General features: G+C 53.9%; 21 protein-coding genes and 1 tRNA gene. 15 read left to right on the top strand and 7 right to left on the bottom strand.

All coding sequences use genetic code 11. The features are described 5' to 3' along the window. The first annotated feature begins 2 nt into the window (after positions 1–2). Genes ACQK2Q_RS03950 through ACQK2Q_RS03915 form a run of 8 tightly spaced genes read left to right on the top strand, consistent with a single transcriptional unit; the run spans position 3 to position 7,138 of the window. A complete protein-coding gene (locus tag ACQK2Q_RS03950) occupies positions 3–1,088 on the top strand; it encodes a 4-oxalomesaconate tautomerase (RefSeq protein ID WP_425408448.1) in 1,086 nt (361 codons plus the stop codon). Beyond that, positions 1,085–1,987 carry a DUF1932 domain-containing protein gene (locus ACQK2Q_RS03945; RefSeq protein ID WP_425408447.1) on the top strand — a complete coding sequence of 301 codons (903 nt, stop codon included), beginning with the start codon at positions 1,085–1,087 and terminating at the stop codon, positions 1,985–1,987. The genes ACQK2Q_RS03950 and ACQK2Q_RS03945 overlap by 4 nt, the downstream gene beginning before the upstream one ends. Beyond that, on the top strand, positions 1,984–3,006 hold the full coding sequence (locus tag ACQK2Q_RS03940; RefSeq protein WP_425408446.1) for an amidohydrolase family protein: 1,023 nt from the start codon (positions 1,984–1,986) through the stop codon (positions 3,004–3,006). Before ACQK2Q_RS03945 ends, ACQK2Q_RS03940 begins: the two co-directional genes overlap by 4 nt. Next, on the top strand, positions 3,003–3,902 hold the full coding sequence (locus ACQK2Q_RS03935; protein ID WP_425408445.1) for an amidohydrolase family protein: 900 nt from the start codon (positions 3,003–3,005) through the stop codon (positions 3,900–3,902). The genes ACQK2Q_RS03940 and ACQK2Q_RS03935 overlap by 4 nt, the downstream gene beginning before the upstream one ends. A gap of 2 nt (positions 3,903–3,904) precedes the next feature. After that, positions 3,905–4,309, top strand: a complete 405-nt coding sequence (gene ligA / locus ACQK2Q_RS03930; RefSeq protein WP_425408444.1) for a protocatechuate 4,5-dioxygenase subunit alpha — start codon at positions 3,905–3,907, stop codon at positions 4,307–4,309. Position 4,310: 1 nt separating this feature from the next. After that, a complete protein-coding gene (locus tag ACQK2Q_RS03925) occupies positions 4,311–5,159 on the top strand; it encodes a class III extradiol dioxygenase subunit beta (RefSeq protein WP_425408443.1) in 849 nt (282 codons plus the stop codon). Between the two features lie 25 nt (positions 5,160–5,184). After that, a complete protein-coding gene (locus ACQK2Q_RS03920) occupies positions 5,185–6,135 on the top strand; it encodes a Gfo/Idh/MocA family oxidoreductase (protein WP_425411115.1) in 951 nt (316 codons plus the stop codon). 10 nt (positions 6,136–6,145) lie between these two features. After that, on the top strand, positions 6,146–7,138 hold the full coding sequence (locus ACQK2Q_RS03915; protein ID WP_425408442.1) for an aldo/keto reductase: 993 nt from the start codon (positions 6,146–6,148) through the stop codon (positions 7,136–7,138). A 285-nt stretch (positions 7,139–7,423) separates the two neighbouring features. Here ACQK2Q_RS03915 and ACQK2Q_RS03910 read toward each other — a convergent pair whose 3' ends face one another. Continuing rightward, a complete protein-coding gene (locus tag ACQK2Q_RS03910; RefSeq protein WP_425408441.1) occupies positions 7,424–8,245 on the bottom strand; it encodes a hypothetical protein in 822 nt (273 codons plus the stop codon). Positions 8,246–8,311: 66 nt separating this feature from the next. Here ACQK2Q_RS03910 and ACQK2Q_RS03905 point away from each other — a divergent pair, with 66 nt between their 5' ends. Further along, positions 8,312–9,928 carry an AAA family ATPase gene (locus ACQK2Q_RS03905; RefSeq protein WP_425408440.1) on the top strand — a complete coding sequence of 539 codons (1,617 nt, stop codon included), beginning with the start codon at positions 8,312–8,314 and terminating at the stop codon, positions 9,926–9,928. A 538-nt stretch (positions 9,929–10,466) separates the two neighbouring features. Here the strand turns inward: ACQK2Q_RS03905 and ACQK2Q_RS03900 are convergent. The 6 genes from ACQK2Q_RS03900 to ACQK2Q_RS03875 all read right to left on the bottom strand — a co-directional run bounded on the left by ACQK2Q_RS03900 (position 10,467) and on the right by ACQK2Q_RS03875 (position 15,416). Further along, positions 10,467–10,540 (bottom strand) — tRNA-Gly (locus ACQK2Q_RS03900). A gap of 70 nt (positions 10,541–10,610) precedes the next feature. Further along, positions 10,611–11,246: a trimeric intracellular cation channel family protein gene (locus tag ACQK2Q_RS03895; RefSeq protein WP_425408439.1), complete on the bottom strand. Its 636-nt coding sequence runs from the start codon at positions 11,244–11,246 to the stop codon at positions 10,611–10,613. A gap of 68 nt (positions 11,247–11,314) precedes the next feature. Next, positions 11,315–12,472 carry an acyl-CoA dehydrogenase family protein gene (locus tag ACQK2Q_RS03890; protein WP_425408438.1) on the bottom strand — a complete coding sequence of 386 codons (1,158 nt, stop codon included), beginning with the start codon at positions 12,470–12,472 and terminating at the stop codon, positions 11,315–11,317. Positions 12,473–12,566: 94 nt separating this feature from the next. Then, positions 12,567–13,910, bottom strand: a complete 1,344-nt coding sequence (locus tag ACQK2Q_RS03885; RefSeq protein WP_425408437.1) for an OmpP1/FadL family transporter — start codon at positions 13,908–13,910, stop codon at positions 12,567–12,569. A gap of 164 nt (positions 13,911–14,074) precedes the next feature. Next, positions 14,075–14,938 (bottom strand): NAD(P)-dependent oxidoreductase, encoded by an 864-nt coding sequence (locus ACQK2Q_RS03880; RefSeq protein WP_425408436.1) that lies wholly within the window; start codon positions 14,936–14,938, stop codon positions 14,075–14,077. A gap of 1 nt (position 14,939) precedes the next feature. Further along, the gene (locus ACQK2Q_RS03875) at positions 14,940–15,416 is read right to left on the bottom strand and encodes a flavin reductase family protein (RefSeq protein WP_425408435.1); all 477 of its coding nucleotides are present in this window, start codon (positions 15,414–15,416) and stop codon (positions 14,940–14,942) included. Between the two features lie 155 nt (positions 15,417–15,571). On the opposite strand from ACQK2Q_RS03875, the gene ACQK2Q_RS03870 reads away from it, so the two are divergent. The 6 genes from ACQK2Q_RS03870 to ACQK2Q_RS03845 all read left to right on the top strand — a co-directional run bounded on the left by ACQK2Q_RS03870 (position 15,572) and on the right by ACQK2Q_RS03845 (position 22,291). Next, entirely contained in the window at positions 15,572–17,434 is a 1,863-nt protein-coding gene (locus tag ACQK2Q_RS03870) for an SLC13 family permease (RefSeq protein ID WP_425408434.1), read from the top strand. 79 nt (positions 17,435–17,513) lie between these two features. Continuing rightward, a complete protein-coding gene (locus tag ACQK2Q_RS03865) occupies positions 17,514–18,278 on the top strand; it encodes an arginyltransferase (RefSeq protein ID WP_425408433.1) in 765 nt (254 codons plus the stop codon). Between the two features lie 94 nt (positions 18,279–18,372). Beyond that, positions 18,373–18,747, top strand: coding sequence for a hypothetical protein (locus ACQK2Q_RS03860; RefSeq protein WP_425408432.1), 375 nt, complete (start codon positions 18,373–18,375; stop codon positions 18,745–18,747). 27 nt (positions 18,748–18,774) lie between these two features. Next, positions 18,775–19,887, top strand: coding sequence for a TRAP transporter substrate-binding protein (locus tag ACQK2Q_RS03855; RefSeq protein ID WP_425411114.1), 1,113 nt, complete (start codon positions 18,775–18,777; stop codon positions 19,885–19,887). 2 nt (positions 19,888–19,889) lie between these two features. Continuing rightward, complete coding sequence (locus ACQK2Q_RS03850; RefSeq protein WP_425408431.1) at positions 19,890–20,669, top strand: TRAP transporter small permease subunit; 780 nt, start codon at positions 19,890–19,892, stop codon at positions 20,667–20,669. After that, the gene (locus ACQK2Q_RS03845) at positions 20,669–22,291 is read left to right on the top strand and encodes a TRAP transporter large permease (RefSeq protein ID WP_425408430.1); all 1,623 of its coding nucleotides are present in this window, start codon (positions 20,669–20,671) and stop codon (positions 22,289–22,291) included. The genes ACQK2Q_RS03850 and ACQK2Q_RS03845 overlap by 1 nt, the downstream gene beginning before the upstream one ends.

The following is a 22,291-nucleotide window of genomic DNA, read 5'->3' as shown; positions in this document are numbered from 1 at the left end:
CTATGTTGCGGGCAATTCCAGCAACTTTAATGCGCGGCGGGACCTCTAAAGGTCTCTATTTCAACGCTGCCGATTTGCCCTCGAATGAGGCGGCTCGCAACGCTGTACTATTGGCCGCCATGGGCTCGCCCGATCCGCGACAGATAGACGGCGTTGGCGGCGCGCATCCGCTCACGTCAAAAATCGCTGTGCTTTCACCGTCCGATCACCCGGATGCGGATGTGGATTATCTATTTTTACAGGCGGCTGTTAATGAGCGGCAAGTCTCCAACAGCCAGCCATGCGGCAATATATTGGCGGGCGTTGGTCCGTGGGCTGTTGAAAACGGGCTGATTGCGGCGCTACAGGGCGAGACGCGTGTTCGTATACGGACAATTAATAACGGCTCACTTGCCGTTGCGACGGTACAAACGCCTGGAGGAATTGTCGAGTATGAAGGCGACGCAGCGATTGACGGGGTGCCCGGCGCGGCGGCGCCTGTTTCAATTGAATTTCTGGATATTGCGGGATCAAATTGCGGTTCACTGCTGCCAACAGGCAATATTGTCGATAAGTTCGCGGGCGTTGAAGCGACTTGCATCGATAATGGCATGCCTGTCGTGCTTCTCCGCGCTCGGGATTTCGGCCTGACGGGCGATGAAACGCCGGCGTCCCTCGAGGCCAATGATAAATTGAAATCGCAAATTGAAGCTATAAGACTTGAAGCTGGCTTTTCGATGAACCTGGGCGACGTCAAAGCGAAAACAGTGCCGAAAATGACCCTGGTGTCTCCGCCGAGAGGTGGCGGCGCGCTATCGACCCGGACATTCATTCCGCATCGCGTTCACGAAGCCATCGGCGTTCTTGGCGCCGTCAGCGTTGCGGCGGCGGCGGCCCTGCCCGGCTCCGTTGCGGCGAGCGTTTCGAAAGCGTCGGCAGGCTGGCGCCGAATGGATATTGAGCATCCTTCAGGGTTTTTCACGGTCGATCTTGAACTGGAAAAAGACGGCGAGGCGTTTGCGGTCAAACGCTGTGCATTGTTACGTACGGCGCGCCTGTTAATGCGCGGCGAAATTTATATCCCGTCAGCGGCTTGGAGCGCGGCATGAACATCAATAAGATTGCGCTTATCGGATATGGCGAAGTGGGCCAAGTCCTGGCCGCCGATCTTGCGGTCAGAACGCAAGCCGCCATCGCCGCTTTCGACATTAAGTTCGATGATGGCCACTCATCACCGTCCAAAGCGATCGCCAACAGCGCGGCTCGAAAAACAGCGTCAACAAGCGCTTGTGTAATCGATGCGGACATTGCGATTTCCGCAGTGACAGCGGCTTCGACAGTTGCGGCGGCGCAAGCGGCTAGCGCCGCGCTTAAAAAGGGCGCCTGGTATTTTGATTTGAACTCTGCATCGCCAGCCGCCAAAGCGAAAGCCTCCGCGGCGATCGAACAAGCCGGGGGGCGCTACATCGAAGCGTCGGTTATGTCTCCGATTGAGCCAAAGCGCCTTGCCGCGCCCATTCTTCTCGGCGGACGGCACGCGCGCGAATTCGAAAGCGTCGCCGCCGATTTCGGCTTTTCAGACGCCAAGTTCTATTCAGCAATCCAAGGCAAAACCGCGGCAGCGAAACTCTGCCGCAGCGTGGTGATCAAGGGAATGGAAGCGCTGATCTCGGAGTCGCTACTCGCCGCCCGACATTACGGCGTTGAAGACGACGTCATCGCATCGCTTGAGAATCTGTTCCCGCATCCGAACTGGCGCGAACACGCACGCTATATGATTTCGCGTACGCTGCAACACGGGACCCGGCGCGCGGAGGAGATGCAGGAAGCCGCGCGCACGGTCGCCGACGCCGGTATTGATCCTTGGATGGCGAACGCGACGGTTATGCGCCAGGCCTATGCTGCAAGTCTTGATATGGATGGCGCTGTTGATGAACTGGATCAATTGCTCGCCGTCATTCACACGCAAGCCGCAAAAAAGAACAAAAAATTGGAGATGACCCGATGATTATCGACTGTCATGGTCATCAGACACTTGTTCCCAAAGCGCATACGGATTTTCGCGCCGCGCAAAAATCACGGATTGAAGATACGTCTCTGCCGCGCCCGCCGCTTCCCGGCATGGCCGATGATGAAATCGCCGAGATTATCGAAAACAATCAGCTGAAACTCTTAAAAGAACGCGGCGGCGACATGACACTATTCAGCCCGCGCGCATCCGCCATGGAGCCGCATGTGGGCGATCGCGAAACCGCCATCGACTGGTCCCGCGCCTGCAACGATCTCATTCACAAAGTCACCGAACTTTTCCCTGACAGTTTCATCGGCGTCGGCATGCTGCCGCAGCGCCCCGATGCGCCGCTTGACGACGCCATCGAAGAATTGGAACGGGTCGTTACGGAACTGGACTTCGTCGGCGTGAATTTGAATCCCGATCCTTCAGGCGGTCATTGGACGGCGCCGCCGCTCACAGACAAATACTGGTATCCAATTTACGAAAAAATCGTAGAACTTGAAGTTCCGGCGATGATCCACGTATCGGGCTCATGCAATCCGGCTTTTCACGCCACGGGCTCTTACTACATCGCCGCGGACACCAACGCTTTCATGCAATTCATCCAGGGGAATCTGTTCAAGGACTTTCCTGACCTCAAACTCATCATCCCCCATGGCGGCGGCGCTGTTCCCTATCATTGGGGACGCTATCGCGGCCTTGCCGACATGCTGAAACAGCCCTCGCTGGACGGCCACGTTATGAAGAACGTCTATTTCGACACTTGCGTTTATCACCAGCCGGGCATCGATCTTCTCTTTGATGTGATCGACGTCGACAATATTCTCTTCGGCTCGGAAATGATTGGCGCCGTGCGCGGCATCGATCCGCAGACGGGGCAATATTTCGACGACACCAAGCGCTATGTCGATAATCTCGATATCTCAGACGCAGACAAACAAAAGGTCTTCGAAGGCAATGCACGGCGCGTCTATCCGCGCCTTGACCGCATCCTGAGGGAGCGGGCCTCATGAGCGCGGCGTTCCAGAAAACCGAAGGCTGGCTTGACTGGCGCGCCAATCCCTCAACGCCGTCCTATAAGCCGCCGCCCGGCGCGGTTGACGCCCATTGTCATGTTTTCGGTCCGGGCGCCGAATTCCCCTTCGCGCCGGAACGCAAATACACGCCATGCGACGCGTCGAAAGACCAGCTTTTTGCTTTGCGCGATCATCTCGGCTTTTCACGCAATGTGCTGGTGCAAGCGACCTGTCATGGCGCCGATAATCGCGCGACGCTTGACGCCATTGTACACGCCAATGGCAACGCGAAGGGCGTCGCGTCGGTAAAACCGTCAGTGACCGATGAGGAACTGGATGCGCTCAATGATGGCGGCGTTAAAGGCATTCGGTTCAACTTTGTCAAACGCCTCGTCGATCCTATTGCGCCGGAGGCCCTCGCCGGGCTTGTAAAGAGGATCAACAAATACGGCTGGCACATCGTCATCTATTTCGAAGCACCGGATCTTCCGGACCTGTTTGATTTTATTTCCTCAATCGATACGACCGTTGTCGTCGATCACATGGGCCGCCCCAATCTAACCAAATCTCTGGAGGGACCCGAGTTTTCTCTTTTCCTGAAACTCATGAGCCACAATGATCATGTCTGGTCGAAAGTCACCTGCCCGGAACGGTTATCGGTTTCAGGCCCGCCGAGTTATGATGATTTCGCGCCCTTCGCATCAAAGGTCGTCGAGGACTTTCCCGACCGGGTTTTGTGGGGCACCGACTGGCCGCATCCCAATCTAAAAAGCCACATGCCGGACGACGCATGGCTGGTGGATATGATTCCCCGCATCGCACGGACAAAAGAGCTTCAACATAAGCTGCTCGTCGATAATCCGATGCGCCTTTACTGGCCGGAGGAAAGCTGAACATGCAAAAATCTGTACGCGATTATCTCGCGGAGCTCGAAGATATCCCCGGAACGCGCGTGTTTACGACGTCGCGCGCCCGTCAAGGATACTGGCTCAATCAGTTTGCCATGAGCCTGATGAGCAAAGAAAACCGCGATCGCTGGAAGACGGACGAAAAAAAATATCTCAATGATTGGCCGATGACTGATGAGCAAAAAGCTGCCGTACTGGCGCGCGACTACAATCGCTTGCTCGATCTCGGCGGTAATATCTATTTTCTCGCCAAAATATTTTCGACTGACGGACTGTCCTTCGTGCAGGCGGTTTCAACGATGACCGGCATGAGCGTTGAAGAATACAAAGAGATGATGAATTCAGGCGGCAGATCGCCAGACGGCGTTCGCTCGATCAGGGAGAAAAAATGATATGGCGCGCATAACCGCCGGCATCGCCACCAGTCATGTCCCGCTGCTTGGCGTCGGGATTGATCAGAAGAAAATGGATGATCCATATTTCAAGCCGATCTACGCTGGCTATGAATGGACAAAAGACTGGATCGCTAAGCCGGAAAACAAGCCAGACGTCATCGTGCTTGTTTATAATGACCATGCCTCCGCATTCGACATGAATTTAATACCGACCTTTGCCATCGGTTGCGCGGACACCTTTACACCTGCCGATGAAGGTTGGGGGCCGCGACCGGTTCCCTTGGTAAAGAATGACGCTGATTTCGCCTGGCACGTTGCACAATCGTGCATCCTTGATGAATTCGATATGACCATCATTAACAAAATGAATGTCGATCATGGTCTTACCGTTCCTCTATCGTTGATGTTCGGCCAGCCGGACGCGTGGCCTTGCAAAATCGTTCCATTGGCGGTCAATGTCGTTACCTACCCGCCGCCGACCGGTAATCGCTGCTACAATCTGGGCAAAGCGATCAGACGCGCTATCGAAAGCTATGAAGAAGAATTAAATGTGCACGTCTGGGGCACTGGCGGCATGAGCCATCAGCTGCAGGGGCCGCGGGCAGGTCTCATCAATGCAGAATGGGATCAGCGCTTCCTTGACGATCTCTCGAAAGACCACGAGCGCCTACGAAATATTCCGCATATTGAGTATCTGCGCGAAACCGGATCAGAAGGCATCGAAATGGTGATGTGGCTGATTATGGCCGGCGCGCTTGGAGCGAGCCCGAAAGCACTGCACCGGCATTATCACGTGCCCGCTTCGAATACGGCGGTCGGACATATCGTTCTTGAACCGGCTTCATAACGAAAGGAGAGTTTATCCTATGACAATCAAGGTAGTCCTCGCCGGCGCCGGCGCTTTCGGGCTGAAACATCTGGACGGCATCAAGAATATTGACGGCGTCGAGGTTGTGTCAGTCGTCGGCCGCAGGCTCGAACCCACGCAAAAGGTTGCGGACGAGTATGGCGTTCCGCACGCCGCAACAGACCTCAGCGAAGCCCTTGCCCAGCCTGGCGTGGACGCTGCGATTTTGTGTACCCCGACCCAGATGCACGCCGAACAAGCGATACAGTGCATGGACGCGGGCAAGCATGTGCAAGTTGAAATACCCCTCGCCGACTCATGGAGCGACGCGCAGTCGGTAGCAAACAAACAAAAAGAGACCGGTCGTGTTTGCATGGTCGGCCACACGCGGCGGTTCAACCCCAGCCATCAATGGGTGCACAATAAAATCAAGGCGGGCGAACTAACGATTCAGCAGATGGATGTTGAGACATATTTCTTCCGCCGCAAGAACATCAACGCTAAAGGAGAGCCGCGGTCCTGGACCGATCACCTGCTCTGGCATCACGCGGCGCACACAGTTGATTTATTTCAATATCAGACCGGCGAAAAAGTTGTTGTCGCAAACGCAATCCAGGGACCGACCCATCCAGAACTTGGCATCGCCATGGATATGTCGATCCAGCTCAAAACTGAAACAGGAAAAATCCTCACGCTATCGCTGTCGTTTAACAATGACGGGCCGCTCGGTACGTTCTTCCGCTATATCTGCGACAACGGCACCTATATCGCCCGGTATGACGATCTCGTTGACGGCCGCGAAGAGCCGATAAATGTGTCGAATGTAGATGTCTCCATGAACGGCATTGAATTACAGGACCGTGAATTCTTTGCCGCTATCAAAGAAGGGCGCGAGCCAAATTCCAGCGTCGGGCAGGTCCTCGCCTGCTACGATGTGCTGAACCAGCTTGAAGAAAAACTGAACGCGCAAGGTTAAGCGGTCCGACATGAAAACGCGAAAGATCGGTCAATTCGAGGTCGCTGAAATCGGCCTCGGCTGCATGAATTTGAGCCACGCTTACGGCGTCCCGCCTGCGCCGGAAGACGCGATAAAGGTCCTTCATCGCGCCGTGGATCTCGGCGTCACGCATTTCGATTCCGCTGCGCTCTATGGCTTCGGCAAAAACGAAGCGCTGGTCGGACCGGCGCTCAAATCCGTCCGCAACAAAATCCACCTTTCGTCGAAATGCGGCATGACCGGCGTTGACGGCAAACGCGTTATAGACGGACGGCCGGAAACGCTGCGAAAGACCATCGACGAATCCCTCCAGCGTTTACAGACGGATACCATCGACCTCTATTATCTTCATCGTTACGACAAGCTGAACGAAATACCGATTGAAGAAAGCGTTGGTGAATTGGCCCGTATGGTTGAAGCAGGCAAAGTGCGCGATATCGGCCTGTCGGAAGTTTCGGCAGAAACAATTCGCAATGCGCATGGTGAACACCCTATTGCAGCGGTGCAATCAGAATATTCACTCTGGTCGCGCAATGTGGAAATCGGCGCGCTTGACGCCGCTAAAGAAATCGGCGCGGCGTTTATTGCTTTCTCGCCGCTGGCGCGCGGGTTTCTGACAAGCGCTGACATTATTCCGGAGGATTTTGCGGAGAAAGACATACGCCGCGCCATGCCGCGTTTCAACGAACCGCATTTTTCTGAAAATCAAAAACTTTTGCCCGAATACCGGCGGCTTGCAAAAGAGGCTGATTGCACCCCCTCGCAGCTCGCGCTCGCCTGGCTGTTGCAGCAAAGCGAACACATCATTCCGATTCCGGGAACAACCTCGCAAGTCCATCTGGAAGAAAACATTGGCGCCAGCCATGTCGTACTCTCGAAAGATGTCGTTGCGCGACTTGACGAACTGTTAAACGAAAAAACCGTCAGCGGCGGGCGCTATCCGCCAGGCACCCAGAAAGAAATCGACACAGAAGAATTTTGAGGGCAGCCATCCCAAAACCCGTACGCAGTCGCGCCGGTCACATCAGTCGATTGCGCGCACGACGCCCAACATATCAGGCGAGAACTCATGTTTGACCGGGTGTTATCTTCAACACACTGGTCTTTTTTTGATTTTCTGGAGCGGGTAACGCCCTCCATGCTTTTCCGTAAGTACTTGTTATATATGGAAAAAAATTTTGGCTTTCACCGTGCGCCCTTTGTGCGACTTTCGAGTTGGGGATTAGGGGGCAGAAGTCAGCCCAATTTAACGTTCCCGCTAAAGTTTTCATTTAGCAAATAGATCTTCAAATCGAAGGCGGAGAGCGCGGGCGGGCAGTAGACCAATTTTTCCCAACTCTCGATTTGCAGCCACCACAATTCCGTTAAGCCCGAAACGAAATCTTCCGTCATTTAATACATACACATGAAAGCAAGGGCAGCCGCTCAATCCATTCGGGTCAATTTCTCCAAACCCATCAGGCAGTTCCATTGGAATTAGCTGGTCATCATCAAAGCCATCTCGATCACGATAAAACGCATCTCCTTTAAAAGCGGGGGCAAGCTTCCATGAAAGTAGTTCTAGCTTGTCGTCACTTACCTCACCCCATTCAGGCATGACCGATTGGCTGGGGAATCCCACGATGAAGCATTCCACTGTCCTGACCTGTCTCTGATTTCCTTCGTCCATAAAGAAGTTGTCTTCAATCTTGAGAAAATTGCGCTTGGCTGCCTCAGGCAACTCTTCAAATTCCGCGATAAGCATATCCTCGCCGGGCGTATCCACTTTGCGCGGCGTATCTCCCTTTCCGTAAATCCTTTTCGTACTTTGAAATCGCCATCCGAGCGCAGGGTCATAATAGTTTTGACCAATGGAGAAGTAGTCCCGTGTTTGATCCTCCGCTACGTGACGGCAGGTGACTTGGAAAAACCGACTGCGGTAGTGCAAATTTATTGATGAACCAATTGCTGCGAATCTAGGGGCGGCCTCGACCTCATCATTGCTAAAGTAAACTGGCGAAACATACTGCCTTAGAGCTTTGAATAAGTGCAAGTGAGGTATGAAGAGGCCATTCACGTCGAGAGCGGATTTCATATTCGTGGTAGACATCTCTTACTATCTCAGTTTTCGAATTGTCGATTGACTTTCGGCCAACTCATAATTCAATTTGTTCCTATGATGAAAATAGACATCCCTTTGGCTCATGGAAGCCTTCCGATTGAACTAGAAGAAGGTCAGACGGCCTTCATCGTTGGCGCAAATGGGAGCGGAAAATCCCGATTAGCCGCATATCTTGAAAAAAATCTTGGTATGTCAGCTCATCGCATCTCTGCTCAGCGAAATCTGTTTCTCAATCTGGAACTCCCAAAGACAAGCCAAGAGGTTGCCGAAAACGTGCTGGTTGGTGGCCATGCAAGAACTGTCAATCCTGAAATTCGGAGTGCACAAAGATGGGGCAGAGGTGAAGTAACAAGAATCTTAAATGATTTCGACGCATTGATTCAGACGCTGTTTGCCGACCACCTAAACGTGACTACTGCTTATTATGATTTGTGTAAGAAGCAGCCCGGCACCCCTCCACCTCCGAGTAGAATGACAAAACTTGTTGCCGCTTGGAAAGCTGTACATCCTCATCGTAAGTTGGAATTTAATGCGGACAAAATCTTTGCAGTACCAGTTACTAACGAAGAAAATAATGATCAAGCCCGCTACGAGGCATCCGAACTTAGCGATGGTGAACGTGCCACTTTCTATCTTTTGGGACAAGTCTTATGCGCTCGACCAGGGACTCTAATAATAATTGACGAGCCTGAGCTACATATTCATCGTTCCGTACATGGTAAACTTTGGGATGAAGTCGAATCACTTAGAGACGACTGTTATTTCTTAGTAATATCCCACGACATCGAATTTGTATCAGGTCGGCAAGGAAAGAAGTATGTTGCAAAAAGCTTTACCCCAGGCGCAACGTGGGACGTTGAAGAACTAAACGAAGATGAGTGGTTCAGCGAAGAAACTCTCGCACTAATTTTAGGAAGCAGGCGACCAATACTGCTGATCGAAGGAAGCCAGTCTAACACCTCCGATTATGCGATCTATAGGCGCATCTATAAGGAATGGACAGTATTACCGCGTAATTCGTGCACAGAAATAATTCATGCGGTAGCAAGCTTTAGACGCAATCCACAACTGACACGCGTACATTGTGCCGGCTTGATTGATGCTGATAGCTATAGCCCTTCCGATATAGAGTATTTTCAAGAACGCGGAATTTATTGCCTGCCTGTTTGCGAAATTGAAAATTTATATGCACATCCGAAGGTGTTGGCCGCCATAGCCCAAATCGATAAACTTCCCAGTGCAGAACTTCAAGAACGCCAGTCCGCTTTGCTGGAGTGGATTTCTTCGTTCGCTAACGATGATAAGGTATTGTCGGAGTTTCTTTGTGAGCATGTTGCACGCCGAATCGATCACAAGCTCAAGAAAATAGACTTAAGCGGAATTAGTGATCCATCAGATATCGCTCCGAAACTAAACGAAGCCATCGAGGGTTTATCGGTTGAGAGCATAGTAGAAGAGCGGAAAAGCTTGATTATAGAAGCTGTACGACAATCTGACTTGTCCAAGTTGCTATCCTTATTTTCTCATAAAGGTATTGTCGCAAAAACTTCTAGCCTAATGCGAAAACAAAATGTTGCCGAATTCAAGACTTGGTTTGTCCGCATGCTTGGGAATGATGAAATCCCCGCGCTGAGAGACGCGCTCTCATCCTTACTCCCCAAGCCAGAGTGATAGCTGCTTGTTGATATTTATCCAACGGAGTTTCTTCTTCCTCATCCTCAGCACAGTCGCGCCAGCGTGCCTTGAGGATTTTTCGGGACTTCAGCGATGGGCTAGTTGGTTACTAAGTAAAAAACTCGTCGCCCTCGGTCTCGACCGGCGTTTTGATGACTTTCTTCCCCATGCGTGCGCGCGAGGAAGGGTCTAAGCTCGCTGCCGAGCGTGCGTAGTTGAGAGATCATCGCCGCGTTGAACGCTTTCAGATCAGCCAGAAGTCTGATTGAAGAACAACCCACATGTAAGCCCTCGGCGTGTCGAACTTCGTGAGCCAGTGGGCGGGCGCAATGAATTGCTTCCAAAGCCGCTTTTGCATCGGGCCGACGAGATCGACCGGGAGCGAAAGGCGATTGTCGTCCCGCGCGCCGGCATCGTTGGCCGGATCGGTGCGTTCGTTGTCTTTCCGTGGGCGTTTTTGACTCCAAGGGTAGGCCGCTGGCCGCCGATTGCCATAGCTCACCTCCGGGGACTTTGACTGGGATTAATGGTGTTCTGGAGCGGGTAGCGGGAATCGAACCCGCATATTCAGCTTGGAAGGCTGCTGCACTACCATTGTGCTATACCCGCTGGCCCCGGGGACCGGAGCCTCCCTAGATAGCGAAAAACGCAGCCTGTGCAAGGGGCCTTTGGTCATGCGTCATTCCAGCTCGTTTTTGCGTGCACGCGCAAATTTTGGCGACGGAATGTCAAAGATGATGGCCGCGGCCCTAATGGCGAAGGTCGTTAACGCTGCGGCGATCGCGGACGGGCTAGAGCCCAGTCCGAGCGTGAGCAAGCCCACATAGACGCCGGCGCCGAGGAGTGCGGCGGTCGCGTAAATGTCCTGCTTTAAAATAAGCGGCGGCTCATTCAGCAAAACATCGCGGACAACGCCGCCGAAAGTTGCGGTCACGGCGCCCATGAAGACGGCGATGATCGCCGGCGCATCCGCCGCCAGCGCCGCCTGTGCGCCAAGCACCGAAAACACTGCAAGACCGACAGCGTCAGCCCAGATGAGCGCTTTCAAACGGGAGACAATCAGGGGCTGGGCAAGAGTCGCCGCAGCAGCGCCCGAAAGGCAGATAAACACCGCAGACGGGGCGGCTATCCACCAGACCGGAAAAGAGCCAAGCATAATATCACGGATAGTGCCGCCGCCGACGCCGGTAACGAACGCTATCATGGCGACGCCGAAAATATCCATATCGTTGCGCAGCGCCGTCAGCGCGCCGGAAACGGCGAATACGAACAGGCCGATTATATTGAGAGCGGCGAAGACCGCGGCGGTATCCATGAGGGGATTTTAGCGCCGATTCAATGCTTTCCCGCAAGCCGTCCATTTCTAGTTCAGCACAAGCCGGACTACAAGGATCGCGCAATCAACAGCTTCATGATCTCGTTTGTGCCGCCATAAATCCGCTGAACGCGCGCATCGGTATACATCCGGCTGATGGGATATTCATCCATATAGCCGTAGCCGCCAAAAAGCTGGAGGCATTCGTCAACAATTTCGTTTTCCAGATCGGAAAGCAGCATTTTTGACATGGACGCCGTAACCGCGTCGAGTTTCCCGTCAATCAGCTGCCCGGTGCAATAATCCACGAAAACGCGGGCCATTGTTGCGCGCGCTTTACACTCAGCCAGTTTGAATTGCGTATTTTGAAAAGACATGATCGGACGGCCGAAAGCCTGCCGGTCTTTGACATATTCAATGGTCAACTTCAGCGCCCGTTCGATGACCGCCATGCCCTGCACCGCTATCTGATGGCGCTCCTGAGGCAATTGCTGCATGAGCTGGTAAAATCCCTGCCCTTCTTCAGTGCCAAGCAAGTTTTCAGTCGGTATTTTTACATCGTTGAAAAATAATTCGGACGTGTCCTGCGCCTTATGGCCAAGTTTTTTAAGATTTCGCCCGCGTTCGAAGCCGTCGGCGCCGTCCGTTTCCACAACCATTAAGGAAACGCCTTTTGCGCCTTCTTTGGGGTCCGTCTTGCATACGATAATAATAAGGTTCGCCGTCTGACCGTTAGTGATGAATGTTTTTTGTCCATTCACCACATATTGATTGCCTTCCTGCAAAGCAGTTGTACGTACAGATTGCAGATCGGAACCCGTGCCGGGTTCGCTCATGGCGATTGCGCCCACAAGCTCGCCTGACGCCATGCGCGGCAGCCATCGTTTTTTTTGTTCTTCCGTGCCGTAATGAAGAATGTAGGGGGCGACAATGCAATTATGCAAGCCCGCGCCAAACCCTTCAACGCCGGCGCGTATCTGCTGCTCCATGAAAACCTGTTCGTGCGCGAATGTTCCGCCGGCGCCGCCGTATTCTTCAGGCATTGACATGCACAAAAGTCCCGCCTCCCCGGTCTTGGTCCACGCCCAGCGGTCAACACATCCCTGGTCGCGCCATTTTTCGACATGCGGCGTCAGCTCCCGGGAGAAAAACTTGAAAGCTTCATTCTCAAAAAGCTCCAGATCATCCGTCTTCCAGTCGGGCTTGGCTGTTTGAACGGGCCCCATGCGCTAACTCCCAGGCTAAATGCAACTTGTATTTTGCACATCGCCAGAATTGCAGCAATGATCAGTAGCAGAGGCCAGCTTTTTGAAGAGAGTGTTAGAAACGCCAGTCCAGCCCAACGCTAACCGCCAGGATATTAAAATGACCATCGGCCTGCAGCGATCCGCGAAACAGGTTTTCGGGCAGAGCCGGGTTATGATTGATCTGCTGATCGTTATTGTTGATGTATGAGGCTGACAGGTGCAACGAGGCTTTATCGGACAAGTCTCTCGAATAGCCGGCGGCGAGGTACACACGGCTTGCGCCCGGAATACGCGCCGTTGAAAAGTTCGCGTTGACCGGGTCTTCCTCAAGCATCACCCCGAAACGGATGGTGTCGTTCTGGGATAAATCAAACTCCGCGCCTACCGCGCCTGACCACGCATTGCTCCAGTTCTGCGTTGTAACTTCTGTTGGCTGGGCCGGATTGTCGAATTCAGCGGCCAGTTCGCCAAGACTGTCCCAGCGCGTCTGCACGACCGAGGCAAGCAATCTTATTTCTGGCGTTACATCCGCCACGACGCCAGCCTGGATAATGGCGGGAGTCGATAAATCCATTGAAAAACCGGTGTCCTGAAATAATCCGACTGTTGCAAAAAGATTTTGCCCCGCGGCCGAACCATCAAGATCAAATTGCGCCTGCCCCCGCGCGCGGTGGTCGACTTTGGATGTAAAACTGAAGCCGAAATGAATTCTGTCGGTGAGATCGCCCTGCAACCCTACGGCGTAGCCCAAAGCCCAGTCATCGCCGCCAAGATCGAAAAAAACATCCTGTGCGCCAGGCGGTGTAGCGGTCATCAGCAAAGCGGATTCAATTCCCGCCGCATCGATGGCGCCGTCGATTTCAATATCCAGATATTGCAGCCGCGGCCCGCCCGCAATTGACCAGCCGCCCCCCAGATCAATACCGAGTATCGGCGAGATTGATCCGGATACGACTTTCGAAAGCGTACCGTGATAGCGTATTATGGATGTATCGCTGTAGGATGTGCTAAATCCGACTGGCGCATACGCAGTTAGTCCCGCATACAGGTAATCGTTCAATTTCACGGATGCCGCGCCGGATGGAAAAACGGCGTCATCGACGACATTCTCTCCGGCCGTATCTCCCGTGACGGGCACAGCGCCGAAAAGCCTGCCCGACGCATCCTTGTAGGATGTGTCGGCAATCACGCCGATGATGGAAAAAGAACTTTCGATATTTTTTACACCCACAATCGACGCAGGATTGAAATAGGCGTTTCCCGGCGTCGCTTTTGACGCTTGCGCGCCCGCCGTCGCCGACCCGAGGGCTTTCGCGCTTTGCGTGTTCAGTACAAATGCGGAGGCGTGGACGGTTCCGGATGTGATCGAAACCATTGCACCGGCGAAAATCGCGGATTTTAAAAAAGTGGCGTTCATTGCAATACTCTAACCATCTCAATACTTGCCATCGCAAAAAATAAGTTTGGGCCGTTGCCAAGCATTCTGGCGCGCAAGATCGACGATCATGCTTTCGATTCTGTGAATAATGAAGAGCTGAACATATGGTTTTTCCGCGCACAACCTGATGATGCGCGTTAACTTTAGTCAATATCATTTAACCGGCGAATCAGGCTGGACGTATCCCATCTTCCACCATCCATAGCCTGCACATCAGCGTAAAACTGATCGACAAGCGCGGTTAAAGGAAGGCGTGATCCATTTTCACGGGCTTCGTTCAGCGCAATTCGCAAATCCTTGCGCATCCAGTCGACTGCAAAACCAAAATCAAACTCGTCTGCGGCCATGGTTTTCGCGCGGTTTTCCAGTTGCCAGCTTTGTGCGGCGCCGCCGGAAATCGCTTCGAGCACTTTATCGATATCGAGGCCGGCCCGAGCCGCGAAATGAACGCCCTCTGACAATCCTTGCAGCACGCCCGCGATACAGATCTGGTTGACCGACTTGCATAGCTGGCCGTGGCCGGGCGGCCCGATATGCACGATCCGCGCTGCGTAACTCTCCATGATCGGTCTTGCTTTCGCGACATGCGCATTTTCGCCGCCGCACATGATGGAAAGTTTTCCATTTTCAGCGCCCGCCTGACCGCCCGAAACAGGCGCATCAACGAAGCCGACATCAAGTTCGGATAATTGAGCATGTAGCCGCCGCGCAAGCGACGGCGATGCAGTTGTATGATCAACAAAAAGCGCGCCCCGCTGCAACCCCTCCACAGCTTCTTCTATGACAGCCGCAACATCCGGATCATCGCCAAGGCAGGCGAAAACGATATCGGCGCCCTTTACCGCATCAACAACGCTCAGGGCTATCTCGCCTTGAAATTCCGACGCCCACTGCTCGGCTTTTGTCGCTGTGCGATTATAAACAATTGTACTGTGACCGCTTTTTAAAAGATGTCCCGCCATGGGATAACCCATGACGCCTAGACCAAGAAAAGCGAGCCGCTGCATCTTACTTTGTTCCCTGATAATACTGACTGGCGTAATACACCAGCGGCTCGCCCTCGCCGCTTTCAAAGCGAACAACTTCCCCGACGAGTATTACATGATCCCCCGCATCATGGCGGTTGAAAATTTTGCAATCAAACGCAGCTAGCCTGTCCTTCATGACGGGAGCGCCCGTAACCCAGGATTGGAATTTTTCCTCGCCAATCGGGTCTTTTAAAAACCCTGCATAATAGTCGGATACGTCCTGCTGATCTGCACGCAATACATTTACGGAATAAGCGTCGGCGGCCATAAAGGCGCTATATGTCGACGCCCGGTTTTCAAGACACCATAATAAAAGCGCCGGTTCGAGGGAGACGGACGCAAAGGAGTTGATAGTGATCGCATTTATATTGCCCTCCGCGGTGCGGCAGGCGGCCACGGCAATTCCGGTGGCGAAACGGCCAAATGCATCCTTTAAGGGCCTGTATTTATCGGTCATAGATATTGCTTTCCCGCCAAATACGGACCATTTCCGCCATTCAGAAAATCGTACTAAGGTTGTGGCGTTAGCATTAAATTGCGAAAATACAAAGCTTTAGACGGCTTTTATATCAATGGATGGTTCACAACAGGGCCGGTTAAAGACAATCTGACATGATGGAAACCTTTCTCGCAGCACCCTGGCAGATGTGGGCGACGCTCGCCATTATCGCCGTGACGATCGTATTTTACACCGCCGATCGTCTGCCCTTGGAGCTTGTCTCCGCCGGCGCAATCGTCGCGCTGCTTATCCTGTTCCTGGCCGCGCCAATGGAAAGCGGCGACGGAACCAACCTGCTATCGACGGAAATATTACTCTCGGGCTTCGCCAGTCCCGCGCTATTCGCCATTTTAGGTTTGCTTATTATCGGACAGGGAATGTTTCAGGCGGGCGCGCTTGAACATCCTACGGAATATCTGTTGCGCGCATTTGATAAATGGCCGTTGCTGGTCACCGGACTTGTTTTTCTTTTTATCATGGTGGTCAGCGCGTTTCTGAACAACACGCCCGTGGTGGTGATGTTTATTCCCATCATGGCGGCGATCGCGCAACAGAGCAAAATCCGCGTATCCCGCTTTATGATGCCGCTTTCGTATCTTTCCATCCTTGGCGGGATGACGACATTGATCGGTTCATCCACAAACCTACTGGCGGCGCAGTCCTACCGGGCGACGACCGGCGGCGAAATCGGCTTTTTTGAATTGACGCCTATGGGGCTCATCCTCGCCAGCGCTGGCATAGTCTATATGGCGACGGCGGGACGCTGGTTGTTGCCCAAGCGCGACAACCCAAATCAGCCGGGCGTGACAGAACGCGAAGGCAAACATTTTATTGCGCAGATTGAAATCAATCGCGGCCACCCGCTGATCGGCAAAGGGCCGGTGGCGGGACTTTTTGTCGATTTGCCGGATATCACCGTTCGCATGGTTCAGCGGCGCGAGCGGGCGATCCTGCCGCCTTTTGAAGATTTCGCCTTCCGCGCAGGGGATGTGGTGATTGTCGCGGCGACGCGTTCATCCTTGACATCGCTGCTGAAGTCGAACCCCGATATGCTCGAGGGATTGATGGCGGAAACCTCGATCGCCGACGATGAAGACGGATCGGTCCAACGCTCAACCCAGTTAACGCTTGTTGAAGCGATCGTCGCTCCCGGCTCTCGCCTGATCGGCCGTTCGGTCGCTCAAATCGGTTTTCACGCACAAACCAACTGCGTCATTCTCGGCATTGAGCGGCGAAGCCGCATGATACGAACGCAGATGAACACAATACGTCTCGAAGCCGGCGATGTATTGCTCATTCTTGGCGACCTGAAAGATATCCGCGCCTTGCGCTCCGACCGCGATATCCTGTTGCTGGAATATTCCATGCAAAATTTGCCCGACCAGCGAAATGCTCGCATTGCGGCGCTGATTTTCGCCGGCGTGATCGGTTTTACGGCAACCGGGCTCGTTCCCATCGCCGTATCGGCGATTGTCGGCGCGACGGCGATGGTGGCGACAGGATGTTTGAATGTCCGTCAGGCGGCGCGCGCAGTGGACCGGCGCATATACCTCTTGATCGGCGCTTCACTGGCCATGGGGGCCGCGCTTGAACGCACGGGCGGCGCCGCCTTTCTCGGCGATGCGCTCGCTTCCAGCGCCGGCAGTTTCGGACCTATGGTGCTGATGTCGGCGTTTTTCATCATGTGCGCGGCGATGACGAATGTATTGTCCAACAACGCCACCGCCGTTCTTTTCACACCCGTAGCCGTCGCAGCCGCTCAACAAGTCGGCATGGATGAGCATGCACTGGTCTTAACAGTCATTTTCGGTTCAAACTGCTCATTTGCAACACCGATTGCATATCAGACAAACCTGCTGGTGATGACGCCGGGTCATTACAAATTTAAGGATTTTCTGGTCGTCGGCGGACCGCTCATTTTACTCCTGTGGGCGGTCTATACCTTCGTCGCGCCGTTCTACTTTGAGTTGAATTGACACGCGATGAGAACGGATTCAGGGATTCATTGCGGGATTGATAATCGCCCGCTAAGGTTTTGTTGTTAGAACGGACAACATGAGTAACGAAGATTTTGCACGGCGGTTCGGGCTTGAAGGCGGTGAATTCTACATCACGGCGCCGGCGCCCTGCCCTTATCTGAAAGGCCGTCGCGAGCGGAAAATTTTCTCCTACCTCTCTGGAGAAACGGCGTCGGCTACAAATTCATTGCTGACGCGACGCGGGTTCCGCCGGTCGCAAAATCTGATTTACCTGCCAGCCTGCGAAGCATGCAGCGCATGCGTGCCGGTTCGCATCGTCGTAGATGAGTTCGATATTTCGCGTTCTCGCAAAAGAACGATTGCTAAAAACGCCGATGTCATCCGCCGCTTACGCGCACCCAGCGCCACCAGTGAGCAATTCTCCATGCTTCGCGCCTACCTCGACACGCGGCATAGCGATGGCGGGATGGCGGACATGACTGTACTTGATTATGCGTCAATGGTTGAAGAAACGAGTGTCGATACCGTGATCATCGAATATCTCGTTCGCGACAGGCATTCCCGGGAAGAGCGCCTCATCGCCGCGGCGCTGACCGACCGCCTGACGGACGGGCTGTCCATGGTGTACAGCTTTTTTGAACCGGAGGAGAGCGCCAGAGGACTTGGACGATACATGATCCTGGATCATGTCTCTTTCGCTCAAGAGCTTGGACTCCCTTACGTCTATCTTGGCTACTGGGTGAACGGATCCGGCAAGATGGATTATAAAAAACAGTTCCAGCCGTTAGAGACATTGGGAACGCGGGGCTGGTCCCGTATGGGCGCATCCACGCGCTCCTGACGCCTGTTCCATTAGTTAATCTTTGCGCTGACAGGCGAGACAGTGTATCTTTTTGCTGCATGCGGGGATCATTGTTTCAGCAGGGAGCAGCACCTTGAAAGTTTTGCTTGTCGCCGCAGCGGCCTTAATCATGCCAGCATGTACGTCAGCGCCGTTTGGCTATGCCGAAGACCGTTGTGTCGGGGAGCATAACCAGTGTCAAACCGCTTGCACCGATATTGAAAACGGCCCGGCGCGCTCCGCCTGTATCCAGCGTTGTTACAGCAACGAGACGCGTTGTTACGCGACGGGCGCGAGCGGCGACGGTTCGTCATTGGCTACGGATAAAGCAATTGGCGCGGCGCGCAGCCGGTCAGAAAAAGAAGATGCTTATGAACGGTGGCGCGCCGCCAAGCAGCGCGAACGCGCAGCCACCGGCGAAAGCGATGTTGAAATTCAGGTGATCGAACGCGACCAAGACAACAACTAAAAAAGTAAATACAAACAGGGGCGGATGATAAAAAGGCGGCAATTTCTAAAAGGCGGCGCCATAGGCGCGGCCGGTCTTGCAACGGGGTGTGAATGCGGTGTTCCGGCCGGCGGCGCCGCCATTCCCGGTTCCATTGAATCGCGCGAATTGAAAATGGTGACCACTTGGCCCAAAGACTTTCCCGGCCTTGGAACAATGGCCGAGCGCACGGCGCAATTCATCACGGAAATGTCAGGCGGCGCCTTGCGCGTGCGGGTTTTCGCAGCGGGCGAGCTTGTCGGCGCTTTTGAAAGTTTTGACGCTGTCGCTAATGGTGCGGCTGATCTTTATCATGGCGCAGAATATTATTGGGTGGGAAAGTCTCCGGCATTCGCCTATTTCACAGCGGTTCCGTTTGGCATGACCGCCAATGAAATTATGGCGTGGACGGAATTTGGCGGCGGGCAGGAATTATGGGATGAATTATCGAGCCGCTTCAATATCAAACCCTTCGCCGCCGGCAATACGGGCCATCAAATGGGCGGCTGGTTCAAACGGGAAATAAATTCCCTGGAAGACATGCGTGGGTTGAAGATACGCATGCCCGGCCTGGGCGGGGAGGTGCTGCGCCGCATAGGCGCCTCTGCCGTCGCCATTTCGGGCGGTGAAATTTATCAGGCGCTGCAGTCCGGCGCCATTGACGCGACAGAATGGGTCGGACCATGGAACGATATTGCTTTCGGCTTATATCGCGAAGCAAAATATTATTACTGGCCCGGTTTTCACGAACCAGGCGCGCAGCTCGGCGTCGGTGTGAATCTGGATTTGTGGGAAGGCATGACGCTGCAGGAAAAATCCATTATCGAAGGGGCGTGCCACCGGGCAAACCACCTTTCCATCGCTGAATATATTCACCACAACGCCGTTGCGCTTGAACAACTGGTCACTGATCATGGCGTTCAACTCCGCCAAATGCCGGACGATGTGATGCGCGCCCTCGCCCGCGAATCCAAAAACGTACTCGAGGAAACAGCGCAGACCGATGACATTACCGGACGCATTTTCGAAAGTTACAAAACTTCGCTCGCAAGATCGCAAGCATGGAGCGGAATTTCCGATGAGCCTTACATGAATATCCGCCGCGAAATCTTTTCACTCTAGCAATGCTTGAGCTGACCGGCGATATTTTGAATTGGCTCGCCGCAGGCGTTGTTTTTCCATCAATGTTGATACCGCTGGCTGTTTACGCCGGAGGAAACCGGCTGAACGCAACGACGGCCTGGCTGGTCTTGATTGTTGTTTCAATATTAGCCGGCGTCTTGTTTTCTGCATTTACACCGGTGTTGTCGCTGACGCCTTCGAGCGTTCAACTCATGAAATTCGCCGGCGTCTGCCTTTTGTTCATAGCGATTGTCATCATCTCAGGCGGCGTTGCAAATTTTGCTGTAGCCATAAGACCTGCGCTGGAAGCCGTAACACGCATAACAGCGCAGATTGTAATGTGGCTATTGCTGTTTATGGCGCTGGTGCAGTTCGCCGTCGTTGTGTTGCGCTATGTTTTTGGACTCAATTACATCTTCATGCAGGAGTCCATTACTTACATGCATGGCGCCGTGTTCCTGCTGGCGGCGGGGTATGCGCTACTCACGAACGATCACGTGCGTGTCGATATTATTTATCGCGAAGCCTCTCCAAAACGAAAGGCGCTGGTCGACTTTCTCGGAACCTATCTTTTTCTTTTCCCGGTTTGCCTGTTATTATTATGGACCGCAGCGCCTTATGTGGGAAACAGTTGGGCCGTTGGCGAAGGCTCGAATGAATCTTCCGGCATTCAGGCGGTGTTCATTATCAAATCCTTCATACCTGCCTTCGCCATGTTGCTGGCGATAGCAGGATTCTCGATTGCCTTACGCGCCGGCGCGGTCCTAAAGGAGCGCGCGTGATGGATTTCGCCATTGGGGATATCGCGGTCTGCGGTTGCTGGTTCGCCGGATGGCTGGACATCGCCATGGTCGTCTTTCTGTGCGCGCTTCTAATGGCGGGATACCCCGTGGCGTTCAGTCTCGCAGGAACGGCGCTTCTCTTCGCCATTCTGGGCATGGTTTTCGGCGTTTTCGATATTTCATTTTTACGTCCCTTCCCTCAACGCGTTTTCGGGGCGGTGGTCAATACAACCCTGATCGCTGTGCCGATGTTCATTTTTATGGGCGTCATTTTAGAAAAATCGAAAATCGCGGAAGAGTTGCTGGAAGCGATGGCGAAACTTTTCGGTTCGTTGCGCGGCGGGCTGGGGCTTTCGGTGACAGTTGTCGGGGCTCTGCTTGCGGCGTCCACGGGGATTGTCGGGGCGACCGTCGTAACGATGGGTTTGCTTAGCCTGCCCACCATGTTGAGGCGCGGCTACGACCAGGCTTTTTCGGCCGGCTCCATCGCTGCAGCGGGCACATTGGGCCAGATCATTCCGCCATCCATTGTGCTGATTCTGCTTGGCGATGTGATATCCAACGCGTATCAAAAAGCGCAGCTGGAGCAAGGCGTGTTTGCGCCGGAAACTATATCCGTGGGCGACCTTTTCGCGGGCGCATTATTGCCGGGATTGATGCTTGTCGGGATGTATCTGCTCTGGCAAGTTTTTGTCGCTGTCACCCAACCCCAGAAAGCGCCCGCCATTCCCGCCATTGAACGCGGCGACGTCAGAACGGTCTGGCTCGATGCATTAAAAGTGCTTCCGCCGCCGCTATTGCTGATAATCGCAGTCCTTGGCTCTATTCTCGCCGGCGCGGCAACGCCGACCGAAGCCGCGAGCGTCGGCGTCATCGGCGCGATGCTGATCGCCGGCGCACGCATGGCGCCGAAAGGATCTTTGTTATCAGGAAGACTGCCTATTTACGTTACCGCATTCGCCATTGCCGGGCTGGTGGTGCTTTCGGGCATGCTTGATCTGCGTATCGGCCGGGAGAATGCGCAGCCGCTAGAATCGGCCGGCGTGATTGCGGCCATGTTCCTGTTTGCTTTGACGCCGTGGGGCGTGGTCGCCAGCCTTGTGCAACTGCGCCGGCAGAAAACGCTGGCGCCAATCCTTGACCAGACGGCGCGCGTTACGACGATGGTCTTCACCATACTGATCGGCGCCGCGTTATTTTCACTCATCTTTCGCGGCCTGGGCGGCGACGAGACGGTTCACGCAGCGTTGGCGGCGACGCCGGGCGGGGTCACCGGCGCTGTCATTACTGTGATGCTGGTCATGTTCATCCTAGGCTTTTTTCTCGATTTTATCGAGATAACGCTTGTTGTCGTGCCGCTTGTGGGACCGCCGCTGTTAATGATGGGCCTCGACCCGATCTGGCTGGGCGTCATGATGGCGATCAACCTGCAAACGTCCTTTTTAACGCCGCCTTTTGGGTTTGCATTGTTCTATCTGCGCGGCGTGGCGCCGCCGGAAGTGAAAACCGCTGAAATATACCGCGGGGCGATACCATATATATTCATTCAGTTGCTGGCGCTTGGCGTTTTAGCGCTTTACCCTAATATCGCTACGTGGCTGCCGGGAGTACTCTACCAGTAA

The sequence above is a fragment of the Hyphococcus sp. genome, from assembly GCF_965228385.1.
Lineage (GTDB): Bacteria > Pseudomonadota > Alphaproteobacteria > Caulobacterales > Parvularculaceae > Hyphococcus.
This window is presented reverse-complemented; position numbering and strand designations above follow the sequence as displayed.